Raw genomic sequence first — 19,558 nt, 5'->3', positions numbered from 1 at the left:
TCTCAGGCGGGACCGCCGGCTACACCTCGCCCGCAACGCGCACATGGACATGCGCACGTTGCGGGCCACGGCACCGAGCGCGCGAGTGGAAGCGCGCAGAGTGCCGGTCAGGCGGCCGGACTGCGGGACTGATCGGCTCAGCCGCCGCTCTTGCGCCTGAACGACCGCTGGCTCGCAGCCGGGCCGTGCGCTGCACGCACCTTGGAAGCATCCGGGTTGGCGGCAGCATCGGCCCCGTCCCCCTGCGCACCGCGCTTGCGCTCCAGGGCCTCACGGAACCTGCGCTTGAGGTCGTAGTTGCCGTCGCTGTCCGGCGACAGAGGGGACGTCTCGGGGGCAGCCGGTTCCGAACCTTCCGTGATGACGGGCTCTTCAGTCATGGTGACCTCCTGGGTTCGGGGGTGGGCCAGCACAGCTTGTCATGCCGGGCGAGACCCGGGACGCCGGCAACATCATCCTGCGCCGTTTCGGCCGGTTTTCCTCTCCAGCTCTCGATCCCGTGGCCACGAGAGTCGCTGACAGGGCAGCGGGTCTCAGCCGTTGCGACGTACGAGGGCGGCCTTGCGGGCCTCGGCGAGCTTGCGTGCCTCGCCGGCCTTGCGGGACTTGCCGCCGGCACCGCGGGACGGGTCCTTGCTGGTGCCGAGGCCGCGGAAGGGAGCGTTGCTGTTCTTGGGCCGGGGGACGGCGGGCCCGCCGTCGAGCGGGGTGCCGGAGGGAGCCTTGGCGCCGGTGATCCGGCTCAGCTCCGCCTCGCCCGAGCGCACCTTGGTGACGGTCGGCTCGATGCCGGCCCCGGCCATCATGCGGCTCGTCTCGCGGCGCTGGCCCGCCGGCACGAGCGTGACCACGCTGCCGGACTCACCGGCGCGGGCGGTGCGGCCGGCCCGGTGCACATAGTCCTTGGGGTCCGTGGGCGGGTCGACGTTGACCACGAGATCGAGGCCCTCGACGTGCAGGCCACGGGCCGCGACATTGGTCGCCACCAGAGCGGTGATCTCGCCGTTCTTGAACTGCGCCAGGGTCCGTGTGCGCTGCGGCTGGGACTTGCCGCTGTGCAGGGCCCCGGCGTGCACCCCGCTGGCCCGTAGATGGCGGGTGAGCTGGTCGACGGAGTGCTTGGTGTCGAGGAACAGCAGTACGCGGCCGTCGCGGGCGGCGATCTCCGTGATGACGGCGTAGCGGTCAGGGCCGTGGACGACCAGAACGTGGTGCTCCATCGTCGTGACCGTGCCCGCGGACGGGTCGACCGAGTGGACGACGGGGTCGTGCAGGTAGCGGCGGACCAGCTGATCGACCTCGCGATCCAGAGTGGCCGAGAACAGCATCCTCTGACCGTCGGGGTGTACCTGGTCGAGCACGTCGACGACCTGCGGCAGGAATCCCAAGTCGCACATCTGGTCGGCCTCGTCCATCACGGTGATCCTTACCCGTCCCAGGCGGCAGGCGTTGCGCTCGATCAGGTCGTGCAGGCGTCCGGGGGTGGCGACGACCACCTCGGCTCCCTGGCGCAGCGCGGCGACCTGCCGGCCGATCGACATGCCGCCGACGACCGTGGCCATCCGCAGCTGCAGGGCCTCGGCGTACGGCGCCAGGGCCTCGGTGACCTGTTGGGCCAGCTCCCGGGTGGGCACAAGGATCAGAGCGAAAGGCTGCTTCGGTTCGGCGCGCCGCCCGGCCGTACGCGTCAGCAGCGGCAGGCCGAAGGCGAGCGTCTTGCCCGATCCGGTGCGTCCACGTCCCAGGACGTCGCGCCCCTTCAGGGCATCGGGAAGTGTGGCAGCCTGGATCGGAAAAGGTTCACGCACCCCGAGTCGGCTCAGTGTCCGCAGCACCCCCGCCGGCAGTTCCAGACCGGCGAAGCAGACGGCTGGGGGCAGCGCCGGGATCGTGGCCTCAGGCCGGGCGGGACCGCCGTGAGCGATGCCGGAGTCATCGGGGTGCTTCATGAACAGCCTTCCGCAGAGGAACGAACCGAGGAAGGCCCGGCAGGTTGGTACAGCCCACGCACAAGCGGAACCGAACGGACAGAACGCCCACCGCGACGACCACGCAAACGCACGAGGATAACACGAGGCACACCATCGCCCGTGATACCGATCGCCCCTCGCGTGAACCGACGCAGCCCGGCAGCCCTTCCGGCATACCCCGGTCCGGTCCCCGGCACACCGAAATCCGCCGATCCCCGAGAAGGCAGGAGCGCCCGTTCAGTCGCGGGTGGCTCGTCGTCCTGCAGCGCAGGGTGCGGGGTCCCGTCCCACCCGGTTGGTATCGATCTTGGACTTGGGCTCACCCTGACCCGTTGCCATCACGTGCCCCTGCAGCCGTCGCGCCCCGGCCGGTACGACCCAGGTGTCGTTGACAGGACCAGCGAGGTGGGGCGTCACGTGCCGTGATGCCGGTGTGGTGCTGCTGCAAGGCCCCACAGCGCGTAGCCACCCCCGGCCCAGCCCGACTGCCGGAGAAGGCCACCTGGTACCTGGCCGTCAACCCGCCCGCCCTGACGCACCCCACGCCGCCACCAGCCCGCACCCGTGGGAAGGCAGGACAGGCTCAGAAGCAGTCCGCGGGCATGTCGAGGGTGGTGCGGTCGAGGCTTTCCAGCAGCGCGAACTGCGCCTCCGTGCGAGGCAGTTCGTAGCGGAAGAAGTACTGCCCCGCCCGGCGCTTGCCCTCGTAGAAGGCGCCGCTGCGTCCGGCGGCGGCCAGCATCTGCTCCAGCCACATCCAGGCAACCACGACGTGTCCCACGGCCTCCAGATAGACCGAGGCGTTGGCGAGGGCGGTCTCGGCGTCCCCGGACTCCCACAGGCGCTGCGTCACGGCGGCGACGCGGTCCACGGAGGCGTCCAACTGCCGTCCGAAGCCGGCGACCTCGTCGTCCCCGGCTGCCGCGCGGGCGGTCGTCATGGAGACGGTGTCGATGAGCAGGCGGAGCCCCGCGCCGCCGTCCATGACGACCTTCCGGCCCAGCAGGTCGAGGCCGTGGACGCCGTGTGTCCCCTCGTGGATGGGGTTGAGGCGGTTGTCCCGGTAGAACTGCTCGACGTTGTACTCGCGGGTGTAGCCGTAGCCGCCGTGGACCTGGATGGCGAGGTTGTTGGCCTCCAGGCACCACTGGGAAGGCCAGCTCTTGGCGATCGGGGTGAGCATGTCCAGCAGGAGACCGGCGCTGGCCCGCTCGTCGGCCGTCGGGGCGGTGCGCTCGTCGTCCAGCAGCCGCCCGCAGTACAGGATGAGAGCCAGCGCGCCTTCGACGTACGACTTCTGGGCGAGCAGCATCCGTCGGACGTCGGGATGCCCGACGATCGGGATCTGGGGGGTGGTGGCGTCCTTGGCCATGAGCGGGCGCCCCTGGGGCCGTGTGCGCGCGTAGTCCAGGGCGTGCAGGTAGCCGGTGTAACCGAGCGCTGTGGCACCGAGTCCCACACCGATGCGGGCCTCGTTCATCATGTGGAACATGTAGGACAGTCCGCGGTGGGGCTCCCCGACCAGGAAGCCGACGGCACCGGGGGCGCCGCCGGGCCGGAAGGCGCCCTCACCGAAGTTCAGCAGCGTGTTGGTCGTCCCTCGGTACCCCATCTTGTGGTTGAGGCCGGCCAGGGCGACGTCGTTGCGCTCGCCGAGCGTCCCGTCGGCCCCTACCAGGACCTTGGGGACGATGAAGAGCGAGAGCCCCTTCACCCCGGGCGGGCCACCGGGGATCCTGGCCAGGACCAGGTGGACGATGTTCTCCGTCAGTTCGTGGTCGCCACCCGAGATCCACATCTTGTTGCCGAACAGGCGGTAGGTGCCGTCGTCGGCCGGTTCCGCTCGGGTGCGCACATCAGCCAGCGAGGAGCCCGCCTGTGGCTCGGACAGGCACATGGTCCCGGAGAAGCGGCCCTCGACCATCGGACGGACATAGGTGTCGATCTGCCCGGGGGTGCCGTGGGCCAGCAGCAGGTTTGCGTTGCCGATGGTGAGGAACGAGTAGGCGGCCGTTCCCACGTTGGCTGCCTGGAACCAGGCGAAGCAGGCGTTGGCCACCACGCTGGGCAACTGCATGCCGCCCACCTCGTGGTCCATGCCTCCGCCGATCAGCCCCGCGTCGGCGAAGATCTTCAGGGCCTCTTCGACTTCGGGGATGATGTGCACGCGCTCGCCGTCGAAGCGCGGCTCCTGGGTGTCGTTCTTCTTGTTGTGCGGGGCGAAGTGCCGGGTGGCGATCGTCTCGCTGAGGTCCAGTACCGCGTCGAAGGTTTCGCGCGAGTGGTCGGCGAAGCGGGGGCGCGCGGTCATGGATTCGACGTCGAGCCACTCGTGGAGCAGGAAGTCGAGGTCTCGGCGGGAGAGCAGGAGGGAAGTCATGGTGCTCTTCTTCTCGGGTTCGGGTTGCCTGTGCGAGGGAGGGGAGTTGTCGACGGCCGGTCAGACCGTGGTGCCGAGGCCGCCGTCGACGGGGATGACGGCGCCGGTGACGTAGGCGCCCGCACGACTGGCCAGATAGACGGCGACGCCCGCCATGTCGTCCGGCCGCCCGATCCGGCGCAGCGGAGCCGCCTCGGCGATCTCCTCGCCCATGGCGTTCAGGGTCGCGGCCATCATCTTCGACTCGAAGGGGCCGGGGGCGATGGCGTTCACCGTGATGCCCTGTGGCCCGAGCTCCTTGGCCAGCACACGGGTCAGGTGGTGCAGACCGGCCTTGCTGGCCGCGTAGGAGTAGGCCGAGGTGGGGCTGACGTGCAGGCCGTCGATGGATCCTACGTTGATGATCCGCGCAGGGTCCTCCGTCGACCCGGCGGCGCGCAGTTTCGGCAGGAGGGCCTGGGTGAGCAGGAAGGGACTGCGCAGGTTGAGGTCCATCACCTTGTCCCAGCCGCTGACCGGGAACTCGTCCAGGGGCGCGCCCCAGGTGGCGCCGGCGTTGTTCACCAGGATGTCCAGCCGCTCCTCCCGCTCTCCGATGTCTGCGGCGAGTCGGTGGCACTCCTCCTCGCGCGACAGGTCTGCGGGCAGCGCGACCGCCTGGCCGGGACGGGAAAGCCCGCGCACGGCCTCCTCGCAGGCTTCCGCCTTGCGGGAGCTGATGTAGACCTTGGCACCCGCTTCGACCAGGCCCCGGGCGATCATCAGGCCGATGCCGCGGGAACCCCCGGTCACAAGGGCGGTTTTACCGGAGAGGGAGAACAGTGAGGTCACAGTGGACTCCTGAGGGGGAGGGGCGGCACGGGCAGGCTCTTCCCGCCAGGCAGATACTAAGCAGTCGCTTAGCTACTGGCCAAGCCCCCGCGCCCCCCGAATCCCGTCCACGCCTCCGCACCCAACGGCCGGCCGTCGGCGCTGGTGGCGGACGCCATCGACACCCGTCGCCGCCTCCGCGCGGACCGGTCCGCCGCAGTCGCTTCGTGTTCGGCCACCCAGAAACGATAAAAAGGGTGTATGAGCGATGCTTCGGGTCAATCCGGGCATGACGTGCCTGATGCATCCCTGCGGATGCATCGGCTCGGTCGGCCCCGGCAGAGGGGAGGGGCATGGCGGTCGGGCTCGCTGTTGAGCGTGCACAGCCTCGCCGGCCAGGTGTTCCTGTTCCAGCTGGTGGTCGTGATTCTGCTCGTCGCCGCCGCCCTGGTGGCGCTCGTGGTGCAGGCCCGACGCGATGTCATGACGGACGCGCGCAACCGGACGCTCACCGCTGCGCAGACCTTCGCGAACTCGCCGGGGATCGTTGCGGCACTGAACAGCGCGCACCCGAGCACGGTGCTGCAGCCGCACGCCGAGGCGGCCCGGAAGGCAACGGGCGTCGACGCCATCATCGTGTACGGGCTGAACGGAATCACCCTCGCCCACAGTGACCCGCACCAGATCGGGAAACGCGTCATCGGGCCTTATGCGGCGGCGGCGACCGGCAGGCCCTTCACCAGCACGTTCAAGGGCTCACTGGGGCTCTCCGTGGTCTCGGCGGTTCCCGTCAGGGGTCCCGACGGCTCGGTCGTCGCCATCGTCTCCGTGCCCGTCACGGTCGAGACGGTGCAGCACAGGGTGAACCGGCAACTGCCGGTCCTCTTCGGCGGCGCCGCCACAGCCCTTGTCGTCGCCGCAGGCGGATCCGGCATGGTGAGCCGACGATTGCGGCGGCAGACCCACGGCCTGGGTCCGACCGAGATGACCCGGATGTACGAGCACCACGACGCGGTGCTGCACGCAGTACGGGAAGGGGTGCTGATCGTCGGCGGTGACGGCCGGCTGCTGCTGGCCAACGACGAGGCACGACGGCTTCTGGGCCTGCCGGCGGACGCGGAGCGGCGACACATCACCGATCTGGGACTCGATGAGGACCTCGCCGGGCTACTGTCCTCCGACCGCCCCGCCACCGACGAGGTGTACCAGGCGGCCGATCGGCTGCTCGCGGTCAGCAAGCGGCTCACCGCGCCTCACGGGCCGGTCGGCAGCGTGGTGACCCTCCGGGACACCACCGAACTGCGGGTGCTCTCCGGCCGGGCGGAGGTGGCGCGCGAACGGTTGAAGCTGCTCTACGACGCCGGGCTGAGGATCGGCACCACGCTCGATGTGAAGCGCACAGCCGAGGAACTGGCCGAGGTTGTGGTGCCCCGGTTCGCCGACCTCGCCACCGTCGAACTGCTGGACCCGGTGCTGCGCGGCGAGGAGTCCTCCGGTGCAACCGCCGGGATCACCGAATTGCGCCGCACCGCCATCGCCGGTCTCGACGCAGACCTTCCCCTCCACCCCGTCCGCGAGCTGATCCGGTTCGTCCCGGCCCACCCCATCTCCACGGCGATGGCCGAGGGCCGACCGGTGCTGGTCAGGGAGCTGAGCGGCTCCGACGGCTGGCGGGCCCAGCAACCCGAACGTGCCCGGCGGATCCTCGATCACGGCATCCACTCGCTGCTCGTGGCTCCCTTGCGCGCCCGCGGCGTGGTGCTCGGAGTGGTGTGCTTCTGGCGCGCAAAGGGCTCCCCGTCGTTCGAGGGTGAGGACGTGTCCTTCGCCGAGGAGTTGGCCGCCCGGGCAGCGGTGGGCATCGACAACGCCCGCCGATACACCCGCGAACACGCCATGGCCGTCACCCTGCAGCACAGCCTGCTGCCACGCGCGCTGCCTGATCAGTTCGCCCTTGACGTGGCCTACCGCTACCTGCCCGCCCGGTCCGGGGTGGGCGGGGACTGGTTCGACGTCATCCCGTTGTCCGGTACCCGGGTGGCACTGGTCGTAGGCGACGTCGTGGGCCACGGTCTGCACGCCGCGGCGACCATGGGCCGGCTGCGCACCGCCGTGCACAACTTCGCCAGCCTGGACATGCCCGTGGAGGAGTTGCTGGGCCGGATGGATGAACTGGTGGCGCAGATCGACGCCGAGGAGGTCACCGCCGGGGAGGACGGGCAGGGGATGATCACCGGGGCCACCTGCCAGTACGCCGTCTACGACCCCACCTCCGGGCGGCTGGCTGTCGCCACCGCCGGCCATCCGGGACTGGCGGTGGTCCGGCCCGACGGGGCCGTCGACTTCCCCGTGCTGCCCATCTCCCCGCCACTGGGACTCGGAGCCGGCCTTCCTGTCGAGACCGCCGAGCTGACCGTGGCCGAGGGTTCCCGGCTGGTGCTCTACACCGACGGACTGATCGAGGACCGCACCCGAGACCTGGACGCCGGTCTGGAGGCCCTGCGCAATGCCCTGACAGGGCCGGGTCGCACGCCGGAGGCCACCTGCGCGGCGGTGATGGAGGCCATGTTGTCCGACCGGCCCGGGGACGACATCGCGCTGCTGGTGGCCCGCACCCGCCGGTTCGGACCGGAGCAGATCGCCGAGTGGAACGTGCCCCGTGACCCGGCAGCGGTGGCTCCGGTGCGCGCCGCCTGTACCCGTCGGCTGACGGAGTGGGGGCTGGAGCAGGTCGGCTTCACCGCCGAACTCATCCTCAGCGAGCTGATCACCAACGCCATCCGTTACGGCGCCGAGCCCATCGCCGTCCGGCTGCTCCGCACGGTGCCGACCAGCAGCCCCGCCGCGGGCGCACTGATCTTCGAGGTCTCCGACGGCAGCAGCACCTCGCCGCGGCTGCGCCGGGCGAAGGTCACCGACGAAGGCGGCCGCGGCCTCTTCCTGGTCGCCCGGTTCGCCGAACGCTGGGGAACCCGCTACACGTCCACCGGCAAGGTCATCTGGGCCGAACGGTCCCTGCACAACGGCGGCACGCCGGAAGCGGAGGGACTCGGCGAGACGCTGCTCGATCAATGGGACGATACGGCACTGTGAGGTGAGCGTGTACGTCCATCCCCTCTCCCCTCGCGCACGCCGCGTGCCGGCATGGGTGCGCCTGGGCTCAGGGTGCAGGGAAGACGCGTTCAGCCGGCGAAAGACGCTGACCGCAGGCTTCCGTGCGACATTCCGCCGTCGAGGCGGCCGTACTCTGGCCTCGACGACCACTTCGTCGGCGCTGTGCTTCCAGGCCGGGTGGCACAGCGAGAGGCCCGCCGATTCCGGACCCGTGGTGCTGCCGACAACCGGTCGAGGTGACCACCTCATCCCCCACGCCCGGGAGCAGTCGTGACTACACCGTGTGCCCGAGCCGCAGCGCTCTTCGGATGCTTCGCTCTCGTGGCACTGGGCCTGAGCGCTTGCGAGAACAAACCGACCGCCAGAGTCGTGAAGCCATCAGTGGCCACGTCCGCCGAGAACGTGGGCGGCATGCACGCACTGATCGCCGCGGCGAAAAAGGAGGGCACGCTCAGAGCGATCGCGCTGCCCCGTGACTGGGCCAACTACGGCGGCCTGATCGACGGCTTCGAGAAGCACTACGGGATCAAGGTCACGGTCGACGATCCGCGGGGCCACAGCCAGGACGAGATCGACACCGTGAGGAACAGAGGGAGCAGGCCCACAGCGCCCGACGTGATCGACGTGGGCGATACGTTTGCGCGGCAGGCGGCGGAACAGAACCTGCTCGCGCCGTACCGGGTCGCCGCGTACGACTCGATCCCCGTCAATCAGAAGGACGCGAGGGCCCGCTGGTACAACAACTACGGCGGCTACATCTCCATCGGCTGCGACGCCAACCGGGTCAAGCGCTGTCCGGAGACCTTCGCCGATCTTCTTGAACCCGATTACAAGGGTAAGGTCGCGCTCGTGGGCGATCCGACCCGCTCGGCCACCGCCTTCGACAGCGTCTACGCGGCCGCGCTGGCGAACAAGGGGTCGTTCGAGGACGTTCAGCCCGGCCTCGACTTCTTCGCCGAACTCAAGAGGATCGGCAATTTCAACCCCCTCAATTCCAACACGGCAACGGTCGAGGACGGCCGGACCCCCATCAGTATCAACTGGGACTACAACAACCTGCACTACGCCGACCGGCTCCGCCACAAGGGCGTGGACTGGCAGGTTGCGATCCCATTCGACGGCAGCTTCGCCCAGTATTTCGCGCTGGCGGTCAACAAGAACGCCCCGCACCCGGCGGCTGCCCGCCTCTGGGAGGAGTACCTGTTCAGCCCAGAGGGCCAGAACCTCCGCCTGCCCGCCTACGCCCGCCCGGTGCTCATGGACGCCATGAGGCAGGACGGCACCCTCGACAAGGCCGCCGCTGCACGGCTGCCGACGGTCGAGGGAACACCGCGGTTCCCGACGGACGCGCAACTGGAGAAGGCCAGGGAGACGGTCACCCAGGGCTGGTCGAAGGCCGTCGCCGGCTAGATGTCTCGACGGTGCCGGTTACCCGCAGGCGCGCGACGGCTGTCGTGGGCTGCGCCGCGCCGTCGTTCTGCTCAGCGGGCCCGCGCCGGGGCGCGCCGGTCAGCGCGTGGCGGACGCCGGTGCCGGTGAAGGCGAGGGCTGCGGCGGCCACCGCCGCCAGACCGACGGCGTACGAGTCGTAGGCGCCGTACAACGAGCCCATGACCAGGGGCGGAACGAAGCCGCCCAAGCCGCCGGTGACGCCGGTGACCGAGCCGACCTTGTTCGCCGGGGCGAGCAGCAGGGCGAACGCGGCACCGCTGCCCGCGCCGAGCGCGGCGCCCAGGGCGAGGAACGCGATCGCGCCCAGGCCGGGCCCCCGCAGCATCGTCGTCCGTCCCTTCGTGTTCGCAGGGGTGCGGCCCCGGGGTGCCGGGCCGGAACCGCGGCCTGCCAACCGCACACTGCGTGCCGATGCGGCACCTCTCGGCACGCCGGGCTCCTGGGTCGTGCGGAGTCGGCGCGGGCCTGAAGACGGTTGGGCGGACGGCCTGTCCGCCGGTTCAGGTGACCGGCCTCCTTCCGGCAGACGGGTGCGCCGAGCCGGCCTGGTTCGCCGGCCTCGTCGGCTTCGTCGACCGTGTCAGCCGCGTCCTGCAGCGCCGCGACGAGCCTGTGACGCTGCAGATCATCGACAACGTCCAGCCCGAGCCGAGCATCGACTCCGTCCAGCGGGGCGCCCGGCTCATGCGTGACTTCCGCCCCGACACGATCATCGCGCTCGGCGGCGGCTCGCCGATGGACGCGGCCAAGGTGATGTGGCTGCTGTACGAGCACCCGGACGTCGACTTCGCCGACATGCGGCAGAAGTTCTCCGACATCCGCAAGCGCGCCTTCCGTTTCCCGCCGCTCGGCGCCCGCGCACGCCTGGTGTGCATTCCCACCACCTCCGGCACCGGAGGCGAGGTCACCCCCTTCGCCGTCATCTCCGACCCGGCCACCGGCAAGAAGTACTCGCTCGCCGACTACGCGCTGACCCCCAGCGTGGCAGGGCCGGCGGGAGCCCCTCTCCCCGCCGTCCAGCCCCACGGATGCAGGGACGTTCGGTCCCGGCGGGGAGGGGCGTGCACGGGTGTCAGGCCGGCAGGGGCACGCCGTACAGGGTCCGGCCGCCCACGAGTTCACGCCCGGTGACCAGTTCGGCGGCGACACGGACGAAGGCCTCGTCGGGTGACGGCGCCCAGGATCCCGGGACCATCCGCTCGAGGCGTCCCCGTTCGGCCCGGTCGGTCACGATCTCCGCGTGGCCGGTGACGACGACACTCCAGCCGGCCTGCCTCGCCACGTCGATGGCGTCCGCCTCGAAGGCGACGACCGCACCGTCGACCGCGCGGGCCAGCTCGGACGCGGCCGACGTGCGCAGCAGCACCGCCCCGTCGGTGTCCAGACCGAAGGTGACGGGCACCACGGCGGGCAGGGCCTGCCGCGTGTGGACGACTCGGCCCACGGGCGCTGTCGCCAGGAGACGCAGGCACTCGTCGCGACCGAGTTCGCGGAAACCGTCGTTGGGGTACATGAGCCGGCCCTCCCTCGTGTGCTCGGGTCCTGTCCATGCTGGACCCGGCAGCCGCCACCGGTGAGTGCCGGCCGTCCCGTCCCTGCCGGAGAGTGGCCCACGGAAGCGAACCGTGCACTGGGGGCCGAACGGCCCTTCCGGACGGGCCCCGGGCCCGGGTTTGCTCTGATCATGGTCGAAACCCTCATCAGGCCCGGAGGCACCCACCGCGTACGCGCTGTCGGTGGCACGAGCGTCGTCGAGCTGTACGGCGAGATCGACATACTCACGGCACCGTCCGTGATGTCGTGCCTGGACGACCTGACGGCCTGTGCCCGCCCGGACCTCGTGGTGGACCTGCGCGCCGTGTCCTTCATCGACTGCGCCGGACTGGGGCTGCTGTGCCGTGCGCGGAGCCGGGTGCGGGAACGAGGCGGCCGGCTGCGCCTCGTGTCCGGCAGCTTGCGGCTTCTGCGCATCATGAACGCGGTGGGGCTCGGCGACGCCTTCGAGATCTGCGACCGACTGCCCGAAGCCGTTTCGGCGGCACCCGGGAAGGCGCTCTGCCCCGCGGGCGGCTGACCGGGGATGCCTAGCCAGGGGCCGGGTCCAACGGCCCACCGGGCAGGGGCCAGCAGGTCCGAAAGCCCCTCCCCGGCTGCCTGGTCGGCCCATGCCGCGGCCCGCTTCCGGCTGTCACATTCGTGGGCGATGCGACGAAGTGGAGAGGCAGGCTCATGAACGGGAACCGGTTGGCGAAGAAGCCGCTTTGGCGATGGCGGAACAACCCCCTGCGGCGGCACGGCGACGTCGTCGAGGCCTGGGTGGTCCTGGCCGTATGGGTGATAACCACAAGACGCCGTCAAGCGAGGAGTTTCCCGCCAATACTGTTGCATTCGAAGGGACTGTATGCCCTCTTCCGGATGTGCGGACTGCACAATTCTGTGCCCTCTGGCGGATTTGCGAGTCGAAGGATTTCATGGCTTCCGGAGGGTTGCGACTGAGCGGATTCCATGCCCTCCTCTCCATACTGCCGCGTGGTGGTCTCGGGAAAATCGGGTGCCGTGTGGAGGGCGGCCCGCCAGGATGAGGAGCATGGCTGGTGGGACGGGCGCGGGGAGTCGGCGGGACGTGGGAGAGGCCGAGCGCCCGCTTGCCTTGGTCACGGGGGCGGGACGCTCGGCGGGGATCGCGGCGTCCGTGGTGCTGGAGCTGGCCCGGACCGGCTGGGACGTGGCCTTCACGTACTGGACCCCTTATGACGCACGGATGCGGTGGGGCGTGGAGCCGGGTGCGCCCGAAGAGTTGCGGAGGAAGGTGGCCTCGCTTGGGGCGAGAACGCTTGCGGCCGAGGCGGATCTGAGCGATCCGGCTGTGCCGGCTCAGCTCTTCGACAGCGTCGAGCGTGCGCTGGGGAACGTCACCGCGCTGGTGCTCTGCCACTGCGAGTCGGTCGACTCCGGCTTGCTGGACACCACGGTGGAGAGCTTCGACCTGCACTTCGCGGTCAACGCGCGGGCAACCTGGCTGCTGATCCGGGAGTACGGACTGCGGTTCCGCGGGCAGCACGGCAGCGGGCGGATCGTCAGCCTGACCAGCGACCACACCGTCGGCAACCTGCCCTACGGAGCAAGCAAGGGGGCGATGGACCGGATCACGCTGGCTGCCGCCCGTGAGCTGGCCCACCGGGGAGTGACCTGCAACGCGGTCAATCCCGGACCGACCGACACCGGGTGGATGACCGAGGAACAGAAGGCGGACCTGATCCGCTCCACTCCCCTGGGCCGCCTCGGTGTGCCGCAGGACTGCGCGAACCTCGTCTCGTTTCTCTGCTCAGCAGAGGGCGGATGGATCAACGCCCAGCTTCTCCGGAGCAACGGCGGCCTTGAGTGACGAAGCGCCGTCCCGTGGCCCCGCCCCCGCCGCCGTACCCGGATCGGCTCCGCCGATCACGTACTCCGGCCCCGCCCCCGGGTCAGCTGCCTGAGTTCGATGATGGTCGCGACGGCGTGCAGCCAGGTGGCCGCGGCGTCGTCGGCGGCGATCCCGCCCGCGAGTTCGGTGCCGGCCCGCAGCCATTCCCGTACGAGGACGGCCGCCTCCCTGCGAGGCAGGGGCTCGGGCAGCTCCGCGGCGCGGGCGAGTCCGCCGGCGCGCACGGTGTCGGCGAGGAAGGCGACCGAGCGGGGCTCGGTGCCGAGGCGGTCGAGGATGACGGCCGCGGCCGCGGCGCCGTCACCGAACAGGGCGGTGCGCCGGGCGCCGGGCTCGGCGGTGAGGCCGTACCGCAGCAGGACGGTGATGTCGAGCCGCGCCAGCTCGTCGTCCGTGCGGTCCGGCGGGTGCGGGGCGTGGTTCATGGCGGGGCCTCGGATGTCTCGCCTCGTCCGACTGGTCCGTTGCGGCTCAGTCGACGGTGACGGTGTAGGTGATGCGCTCGGGGGCCTGGGCGGGGGCGGTCGCTCCCGTGGTGGGAGTGGCGGAGGGTCCGGTCGTCTCGGGGGGCCGGGTGGAGGTGTTGCCCTGGCAGGTGGTGAACGTGCAGTGCAGCAGCGTGAACCGGGTGGTCCCCTTGCCCTTCGCCTCGAAGGTGAAGGTGAGCCGGCCGCCGGCGCCGGGCACCGGCTCGTCGCCGGAGTCCGACGCGTACTCCTGGCCGCGGCTGACCAGCACCGAGCTGTCGGGCTTGGGGTCGACCAGGTACCAGTACTCGCGGGTGGAGACGTTCTGGTCGACGGTGAGCGTGAATCGCTCGCCCGGCCTGGAATCGATGCTCGTGTCCTTCACCGGGTGGCTCACGGTGCTCGGGGAGCCGCCGGCCGGTTCGTCGGTGCCCGAGCCGCAGCCCGTGGCGAGAGCGAGGAGCGCGACCGCCGCGACCGCGGCACCGCCCCTGCTACCGCGGAAGATAGACGCTGTACGCATTGGGGAGATCACTGGTGGAAGCCTTGCCCATGTGGCCGTTGATGAAGTCGTCCTCGCTGACCCAGGTGGTCGAGCCCCAGGGGTTGTAGACCTGAAGCATGTCACCCTCCTGGGCGATGATGGTCATGGCGTGGGCGCCCTCCTTGCCCGAGACGTCGACCGGCACCGGCCGCCCCTGCGCCACCGACTTCTCGACTTCGGTGAGGACCGCCCTGCGGTCGGCGGCGCTGTTCAGGTCCTGGCGCTCGTAGTCGGTGCCGGTGGCGCTGCCGACGAGGGTGTCGTTGATCCGTTCCTGGCCCTCGGGCCCCATGCCGCCCCAGTTCTTGCCGCCGTCGCCTTCGGTGTGCAGCCGGTGCTGTTCGGCCACCAGGCGCTGCTTGAAGGCCTCGGGGTCGTCCTGCTGCCCGTCGGGGCCGCCGGTGAGATCGAGCGCGTACACGGGGTCGACCATGGCGCGGGACGTGACGGTGGACGAGGCCACGCAGGTGCCCTCGGAGCCGTCGCCGCCCTGGATCCAGCGCTGGCCGTCGAACGTGACGTAGTCCTTGTTGTTGTTCGAGCCGTCCGGTGCCAGGCCCTCGTCCTTCATGCTGTCCGCGCCGGTGACCACCGGAGTGAGGTGCCGGCGCAGCCAGTCCGGGTCCTTGCCGTGGATCTTGTTCTGGAAGGTGCCGATCTCGGCGACGCTGTGGCCGGCGGCCAGGGCCTTCATCAGGTAGGCCCGCTCCTGCGGGCTGTCCGACGTGGCGAGCATCCGCTCCATGGCCATCTCGTCGTCGAGGCTCAGCAGGTCCATCCGTGCCGACGCGCGCGTCAGGTCGCCGGCCGTGAGGATCTCGTTCAGCTCGGTGTCGGCGCCGGCCACGCCGGTGTCGGCGAGCATCAGCTTGTCGACAGCGGTGAGTTCGCTGGTCTCCATCTTCCCGGCCCGGGCCTCGGCGGCCCACTTGTTCAGGTCCCGGGCCGCGACGCGGGTGGCCTCCTGCGCGTCGGAGACGGCGGCGTGCATCAGGCCGACCGCGTAGGAGCCGAAGTGGGCGGCGTTCTTGCGGTCCCACTCCTCCTCGTCGTTCTCGTGCAGGTCGTCGAAGAAACCGTCCTTGCCGCCGAGCGTCTTCTTCTGCTCCAGCAGCTGTCCGCGGCCCTGCTCGTCCTTGCGCTGCGCGGCGCCGATCGCGTCGGCCAGCGTCAGCAGCACCGACGCGCAGCCCTGGAACGCCTCGCTCATCTGCGTCACCGACCGCCCGGCGGCGTTCACCACGTCGGAGGCGAGGACGCTGGTGTCGCCGACCCACACCTCGGGAAGACCCTTGCGGCCCACCCGGTCGACCTGGTCGAAGACGCTGCCGACCTGGTCGACCTGGCTGCGGTACAGGCTCGCCAGGCCCTCCAGCACGGCCTGGTCACCGCCCGGTTCGGGCACCGAGAGGGCGTCGTCGATCAGGTCGAGGAGCTCGTTCTTGCTCCCGGCGGCGAGCATCTTCTCGGACAGCCCGGCGAGCCACGCGAGGCGGAAGGAAGGGGAGTCGAGGGGAGAGGAGAAGAAGGACACCGGCCCGTTCCTCAGTAACCCGACAGGGCCGAGGGGCGCCCGCCTCGCGTCGATGTGTCGGTGAGGCTGCTCGTGCCGCCGACGGGGACGCCGTCCACGTGCGTCTTCACCAGACCGTCGGTGCCGTGGTAGGTCTTCTTGGCCAACTGCACCTTGCCGCCGAGCTCGTGCAACGCCGACGCCAGTGTCTTGGCCTCCGCCTCCCAGGCCTTGACGAACGCGTTCAGCGCCGACGCGGCGTCCTCGCCGCCGACTTCGCCGTACGAGTAACTCGTGCGGGACCTGACGGCCGAGCTGACGGCGTCCATGTCCGTTCCGGCAGCGTCGAGTTGCCCGGCCTGGCCGGTCATACCCGCCCTGACCTGGTAGCCCTCCGAGCCCACCGTGCCTCCCCCGTACACATTCGATCGTGATCGCGGGCAGGCTAACACGCAGCGTGAACACGGAGGATCACACGCCATCGGCCCCACACACCTCCTCCACAGCACGCGCTCCACGGCACGTCCGGGCACTCGTCCGGGCCCCGGCGACCGGCCACCGCTCGTTGCCGGCCGGGGGGCTGTCCTATTCGATTCGGCCGGCGCCGGAAATCGGCCCGTGTGAAGAAAGGCCGCCCTTTTCCTTCACGTCTGTCATGCGGATTGCTCTGCGTGTTTCATAGAGGTGTGGCCTGCTGTGCGCGACCATACGGACGCGGCACAGATCACCGAGACAGGAAGAAGGACGGGCATGTCCGGCAGTGAAAGCGAGAATCCAGCAATCCCTTCACCGACGCCCACTCCCACTCGGCGGCCCAGGACGAACCGGGACTGGTGGCCGAATCAACTGGACCTCCAGGTTCTCCATCAGCACTCGCCCCGAGCCAACCCGATGGACGAGGACTTCGACTACGCGAAAGAGTTCGCCACCCTCGACGTCGACGCACTGAAGCATGACGTCTTCGAGGTGATGACGGCATCCCAGGACTGGTGGCCTGCCGACTACGGTCACTACGGTCCGCTCTTCATCCGGATGAGCTGGCATGCCGCGGGGACGTACCGCATCGCGGACGGCCGCGGCGGTGGCGGCAGCGGCGCACAGCGTTTCGCCCCCCTCAACAGCTGGCCGGACAACGCCAGCCTGGACAAGGCCCGCCGGCTGCTGTGGCCGGTCAAACAGAAGTACGGCCGGAAAATCTCCTGGGCCGATCTTCTGGTCTTCGCCGGAAACTGTGCCATGGAATCCATGGGGTTCAAGACGTTCGGATTCGGATTCGGGCGTGAGGACATCTGGGAACCCGAGGAGATCTTCTGGGGGCCTGAGGACACATGGCTCGGAGATGAGCGCTACAGCGGCGACAGGAACCTCGCCGGTCCTTTCGCCGCCGTGCAGATGGGACTGATCTACGTCAATCCGGAGGGGCCCAACGGAAACCCCGACCCGATGGCTGCCGCCCGGGACGTACGGGAGACGTTCGGGCGCATGGCGATGAACGACGAGGAGACGGTCGCACTCATCGTCGGCGGCCACACCTTCGGCAAGTGTCATGGCGCGGTCGATCCCAGTTACATCGGCCCGGAACCCGAGGCCGCCGCCATCGAGCAGCAGGGTCTCGGCTGGCGGAACACCTACGGCAGCGGCACGGGCCCCCACGCGCTCACCAGTGGTCTGGAGGGCGCGTGGACCACCGAGCCGACCAAGTGGGACAACGGGTACCTGGACAATCTCTACGGGTACGAGTGGGAGCTGACGAGCAGCCCCGCCGGCGCCCACCAGTGGACTCCCACGGATCCCGCGGCCCGGGACACCGTGCCCGACGCCCACGATCCGTCGAAGCGGCACGCCCCCATGATGCTGACGACGGACCTCGCGCTGAAGGTGGACCCGGTCTACGGCCCGATCACGAAGAGGTTCCACGAGAACCCCGACGAGCTGGCGCTGGCCTTCGCCAAGGCGTGGTACAAACTGCTGCACCGTGACATGGGGCCGCTCTCGCGTTACCTCGGCCCGTGGGTTCCCGAGCCGCAGCTGTGGCAGGACCCCGTTCCCGCGGTCGATCACGAACTGGTCGGGGACGAGGACATCGCCGCCCTCAAGAGCCGGATCCTCGCCTCCGGCCTCTCCCTCTCCCACCTGGTCACCACCGCGTGGGCGTCGGCGGCGAGCTTCCGGGGCACCGACAAGCGCGGCGGGGCGAACGGGGCACGGATCCGGCTCGCGCCGCAGAAGGACTGGGAGCTCAACGACGTCCCCGAGGTGACCGGGGTGCTGCGCACCCTTGAGCGGATCCAGAGGGACTTCAACGACTCCCAGGCCGGCGGCACGCGGGTCTCCCTCGCCGACCTGATCGTCCTCGGCGGGTGCGCGGCCGTCGAGCAGGCCGCGAGGAACGCGGGGTACGACGTCACGGTGCCGTTCGCACCGGGGCGTACGGACGCCTCGCAGGAGCAGACCGACGTGGCGTCGTTCGCCGTGCTGGAGCCCAAGGCGGACGCCTTCCGCAACCACCTTCCGGCGGGCGAGAAGCTGTCGCCGGAGACGCTCATGCTGGACCGCGCCAACCTGCTGACGCTGACCGCTCCGGAGATGACGGTGCTGATCGGCGGCATGCGGGCCCTGAACACCGGTTTCAAGGGGTCCGCCCACGGTGTCTTCACCCACCGGCCGGGCATGCTGACCAACGACTTCTTCCTCAACCTGCTCGACATGGGCACGGAGTGGAAGGCGTCGACCACGGACGAGAACGTGTTCGAAGGCCGGGACCGCGCCACCGGCGAGGTCAAGTGGACCGCCACCGCTGTCGACCTGATCTTCGGTGCGCACTCCCAGCTCCGAGCGGTGTCGGAGGTCTACGCGTCCCAGGACGCGGGAGAGAAGTTCGTACGTGACTTCGTGGCAGCGTGGAACAAGGTGATGAACCTCGACCGGTTCGACCTCGCCTGAGCCCGGCGTCCCGGTCGGCCCACCTCGGCCGGCCGGGACGTGGCGCAGTGCACCGGTCCCGGTACCGCTTGCGTCTCTATCGGTGTTCCGGGTTCTCGTAGTCGTGGCGGCAGCCCGCGTCCCAGGCCGTGCGCTGGTTCCCGTAGGCGGGGATGCCGCCCAGGTCCTTCAGCGCCCGCGCCAGATGCAGCAGGTTCCAGGTCATGAAGGTGGTGTTGCGGTTGGTGAAGTCGTTCTCCGGGCCGCCCGAGCCCGGGTCCAGATAGGAGGGGCCGGGGCCCGCCTCGCCGATCCAGCCGGCGTCCGCCTGGGGAGGGATCGTGTAGCCCAGGTGCTGCAGGCTGTAGAGGACGTTCATGGCGCAGTGCTTGACGCCGTCCTCGTTGCCGGTGATCAGGCAGCCGCCCACGCGGCCGTAATAGGCGTACTGTCCCGCTTCGTTGAGCAGGCTGGAGCAGGAGTAGAGACGCTCGATCACCTGCTTCATCACGGAGCTGTTGTCACCGAGCCAGATGGGTCCGGCCAGGACGAGGATGTCGGCCGCCAGGACCTGCCGGTACAGGTCCGGCCAGGCGTCCCTGTCCCAGCCGTGCTCCCGCATGTCGGGCCACACACCGGTGGCGATGTCGTGGTCCACCGCCCGTACGACGTCGGTCTGCACTCCCTGCGCGCCCAGGATGGCGGTGCTGCGGTCGATCAGCCCCTGGGTGTTGCTCGTCTCCGGCGAGCGCTTGAGCGTGCAGTTGATCACCAGGGCCCGCAGGTCGTCGTAACGGGCCGGCGGTGCGTCGGTGGCGGGCGACGAAGCGGTCACTCGTTCCTCCCAGAACCTTGCTTGCCGCGCAGGGCGCGGTGCGGACGTTCGCATCCCGATCCAGCGTGTGGGCGCGTCCTGGCGGGCGCCACCGCGATGCCTCCGGATGGCCCCGGCGAGGTCG

The 19,558-nt window shown here is 70.1% G+C and carries 15 protein-coding genes and 2 pseudogenes; 6 read left to right on the top strand and 11 right to left on the bottom strand.

Features of this window, described 5'->3' with window-relative positions; all coding sequences use genetic code 11:
* Positions 1-137: 137 nt before the first annotated feature.
* The 4 genes from S1361_RS34340 to S1361_RS34325 form a co-directional block, all read right to left on the bottom strand.
* Positions 138-380 (bottom strand): DUF5302 domain-containing protein, encoded by a 243-nt coding sequence (locus S1361_RS34340; RefSeq protein ID WP_208035739.1) that lies wholly within the window; start codon positions 378-380, stop codon positions 138-140.
* Positions 381-533: 153 nt separating this feature from the next.
* A complete protein-coding gene (locus tag S1361_RS34335) occupies positions 534-1,949 on the bottom strand; it encodes a DEAD/DEAH box helicase (RefSeq protein ID WP_208035738.1) in 1,416 nt (471 codons plus the stop codon).
* 604 nt (positions 1,950-2,553) lie between these two features.
* On the bottom strand, positions 2,554-4,350 hold the full coding sequence (locus S1361_RS34330; protein WP_208035737.1) for an acyl-CoA dehydrogenase: 1,797 nt from the start codon (positions 4,348-4,350) through the stop codon (positions 2,554-2,556).
* 60 nt (positions 4,351-4,410) lie between these two features.
* Positions 4,411-5,142 carry an SDR family oxidoreductase gene (locus tag S1361_RS34325; RefSeq protein ID WP_425087749.1) on the bottom strand — a complete coding sequence of 244 codons (732 nt, stop codon included), beginning with the start codon at positions 5,140-5,142 and terminating at the stop codon, positions 4,411-4,413.
* Between the two features lie 333 nt (positions 5,143-5,475).
* On the opposite strand from S1361_RS34325, the gene S1361_RS34320 reads away from it, so the two are divergent.
* Together S1361_RS34320 and S1361_RS34315 are read left to right on the top strand one after the other, a co-directional pair.
* The gene (locus tag S1361_RS34320; RefSeq protein WP_208036897.1) at positions 5,476-8,253 is read left to right on the top strand and encodes a SpoIIE family protein phosphatase/ATP-binding protein; all 2,778 of its coding nucleotides are present in this window, start codon (positions 5,476-5,478) and stop codon (positions 8,251-8,253) included.
* 291 nt (positions 8,254-8,544) lie between these two features.
* Positions 8,545-9,684, top strand: coding sequence for an ABC transporter substrate-binding protein (locus S1361_RS34315; protein WP_425087747.1), 1,140 nt, complete (start codon positions 8,545-8,547; stop codon positions 9,682-9,684).
* Positions 9,685-9,781: 97 nt separating this feature from the next.
* Here S1361_RS34315 and S1361_RS40445 read toward each other — a convergent pair.
* Positions 9,782-10,033, bottom strand: a pseudogene (locus S1361_RS40445) (MFS transporter); the annotation flags it as partial.
* Between the two features lie 254 nt (positions 10,034-10,287).
* On the opposite strand from S1361_RS40445, the pseudogene S1361_RS34305 reads away from it, so the two are divergent.
* Positions 10,288-10,713: pseudogene (locus S1361_RS34305) on the top strand (iron-containing alcohol dehydrogenase); the annotation flags it as partial.
* An 85-nt stretch (positions 10,714-10,798) separates the two neighbouring features.
* On the opposite strand, the gene S1361_RS34300 reads toward S1361_RS34305, so the two are convergent.
* A complete protein-coding gene (locus S1361_RS34300; RefSeq protein WP_208035735.1) occupies positions 10,799-11,239 on the bottom strand; it encodes a pyridoxamine 5'-phosphate oxidase family protein in 441 nt (146 codons plus the stop codon).
* Positions 11,240-11,410: 171 nt separating this feature from the next.
* Here S1361_RS34300 and S1361_RS34295 point away from each other — a divergent pair, with 171 nt between their 5' ends.
* Both S1361_RS34295 and S1361_RS34290 read left to right on the top strand, forming a co-directional pair.
* Complete coding sequence (locus S1361_RS34295; protein ID WP_208035734.1) at positions 11,411-11,800, top strand: STAS domain-containing protein; 390 nt, start codon at positions 11,411-11,413, stop codon at positions 11,798-11,800.
* Between the two features lie 513 nt (positions 11,801-12,313).
* The gene (locus tag S1361_RS34290) at positions 12,314-13,111 is read left to right on the top strand and encodes an SDR family oxidoreductase (protein WP_208035733.1); all 798 of its coding nucleotides are present in this window, start codon (positions 12,314-12,316) and stop codon (positions 13,109-13,111) included.
* Between the two features lie 56 nt (positions 13,112-13,167).
* Here the strand turns inward: S1361_RS34290 and S1361_RS34285 are convergent, their stop codons facing one another.
* Genes S1361_RS34285 through S1361_RS34270 form a run of 4 tightly spaced genes read right to left on the bottom strand, consistent with a single transcriptional unit; the run spans position 13,168 to position 16,081 of the window.
* Positions 13,168-13,578, bottom strand: coding sequence for a hypothetical protein (locus tag S1361_RS34285; protein WP_208035732.1), 411 nt, complete (start codon positions 13,576-13,578; stop codon positions 13,168-13,170).
* A gap of 46 nt (positions 13,579-13,624) precedes the next feature.
* Positions 13,625-14,143, bottom strand: coding sequence for a protease inhibitor I42 family protein (locus S1361_RS39945; protein ID WP_208035731.1), 519 nt, complete (start codon positions 14,141-14,143; stop codon positions 13,625-13,627).
* On the bottom strand, positions 14,115-15,698 hold the full coding sequence (locus S1361_RS34275) for a peptidoglycan-binding protein (protein WP_208035730.1): 1,584 nt from the start codon (positions 15,696-15,698) through the stop codon (positions 14,115-14,117). Before S1361_RS34275 ends, S1361_RS39945 begins: the two co-directional genes overlap by 29 nt.
* Positions 15,699-15,709: 11 nt before the next feature.
* Positions 15,710-16,081, bottom strand: coding sequence for a hypothetical protein (locus S1361_RS34270; protein ID WP_208035729.1), 372 nt, complete (start codon positions 16,079-16,081; stop codon positions 15,710-15,712).
* 346 nt (positions 16,082-16,427) lie between these two features.
* Between S1361_RS34270 and katG the strand changes: the two genes are divergently transcribed.
* Positions 16,428-18,620: a catalase/peroxidase HPI gene (gene katG / locus S1361_RS34265; RefSeq protein ID WP_208035728.1), complete on the top strand. Its 2,193-nt coding sequence runs from the start codon at positions 16,428-16,430 to the stop codon at positions 18,618-18,620.
* Positions 18,621-18,696: 76 nt separating this feature from the next.
* On the opposite strand, the gene S1361_RS34260 is transcribed toward katG, so the two are convergent.
* Positions 18,697-19,434: a flavodoxin family protein gene (locus S1361_RS34260; protein WP_208035727.1), complete on the bottom strand. Its 738-nt coding sequence runs from the start codon at positions 19,432-19,434 to the stop codon at positions 18,697-18,699.
* Positions 19,435-19,558 lie beyond the last annotated feature (124 nt).

Source organism: Streptomyces cyanogenus (assembly GCF_017526105.1).
In the GTDB taxonomy this organism is placed as follows: Bacteria; Actinomycetota; Actinomycetes; order Streptomycetales; family Streptomycetaceae; genus Streptomyces; species Streptomyces cyanogenus.
This window is presented reverse-complemented; position numbering and strand designations above follow the sequence as displayed.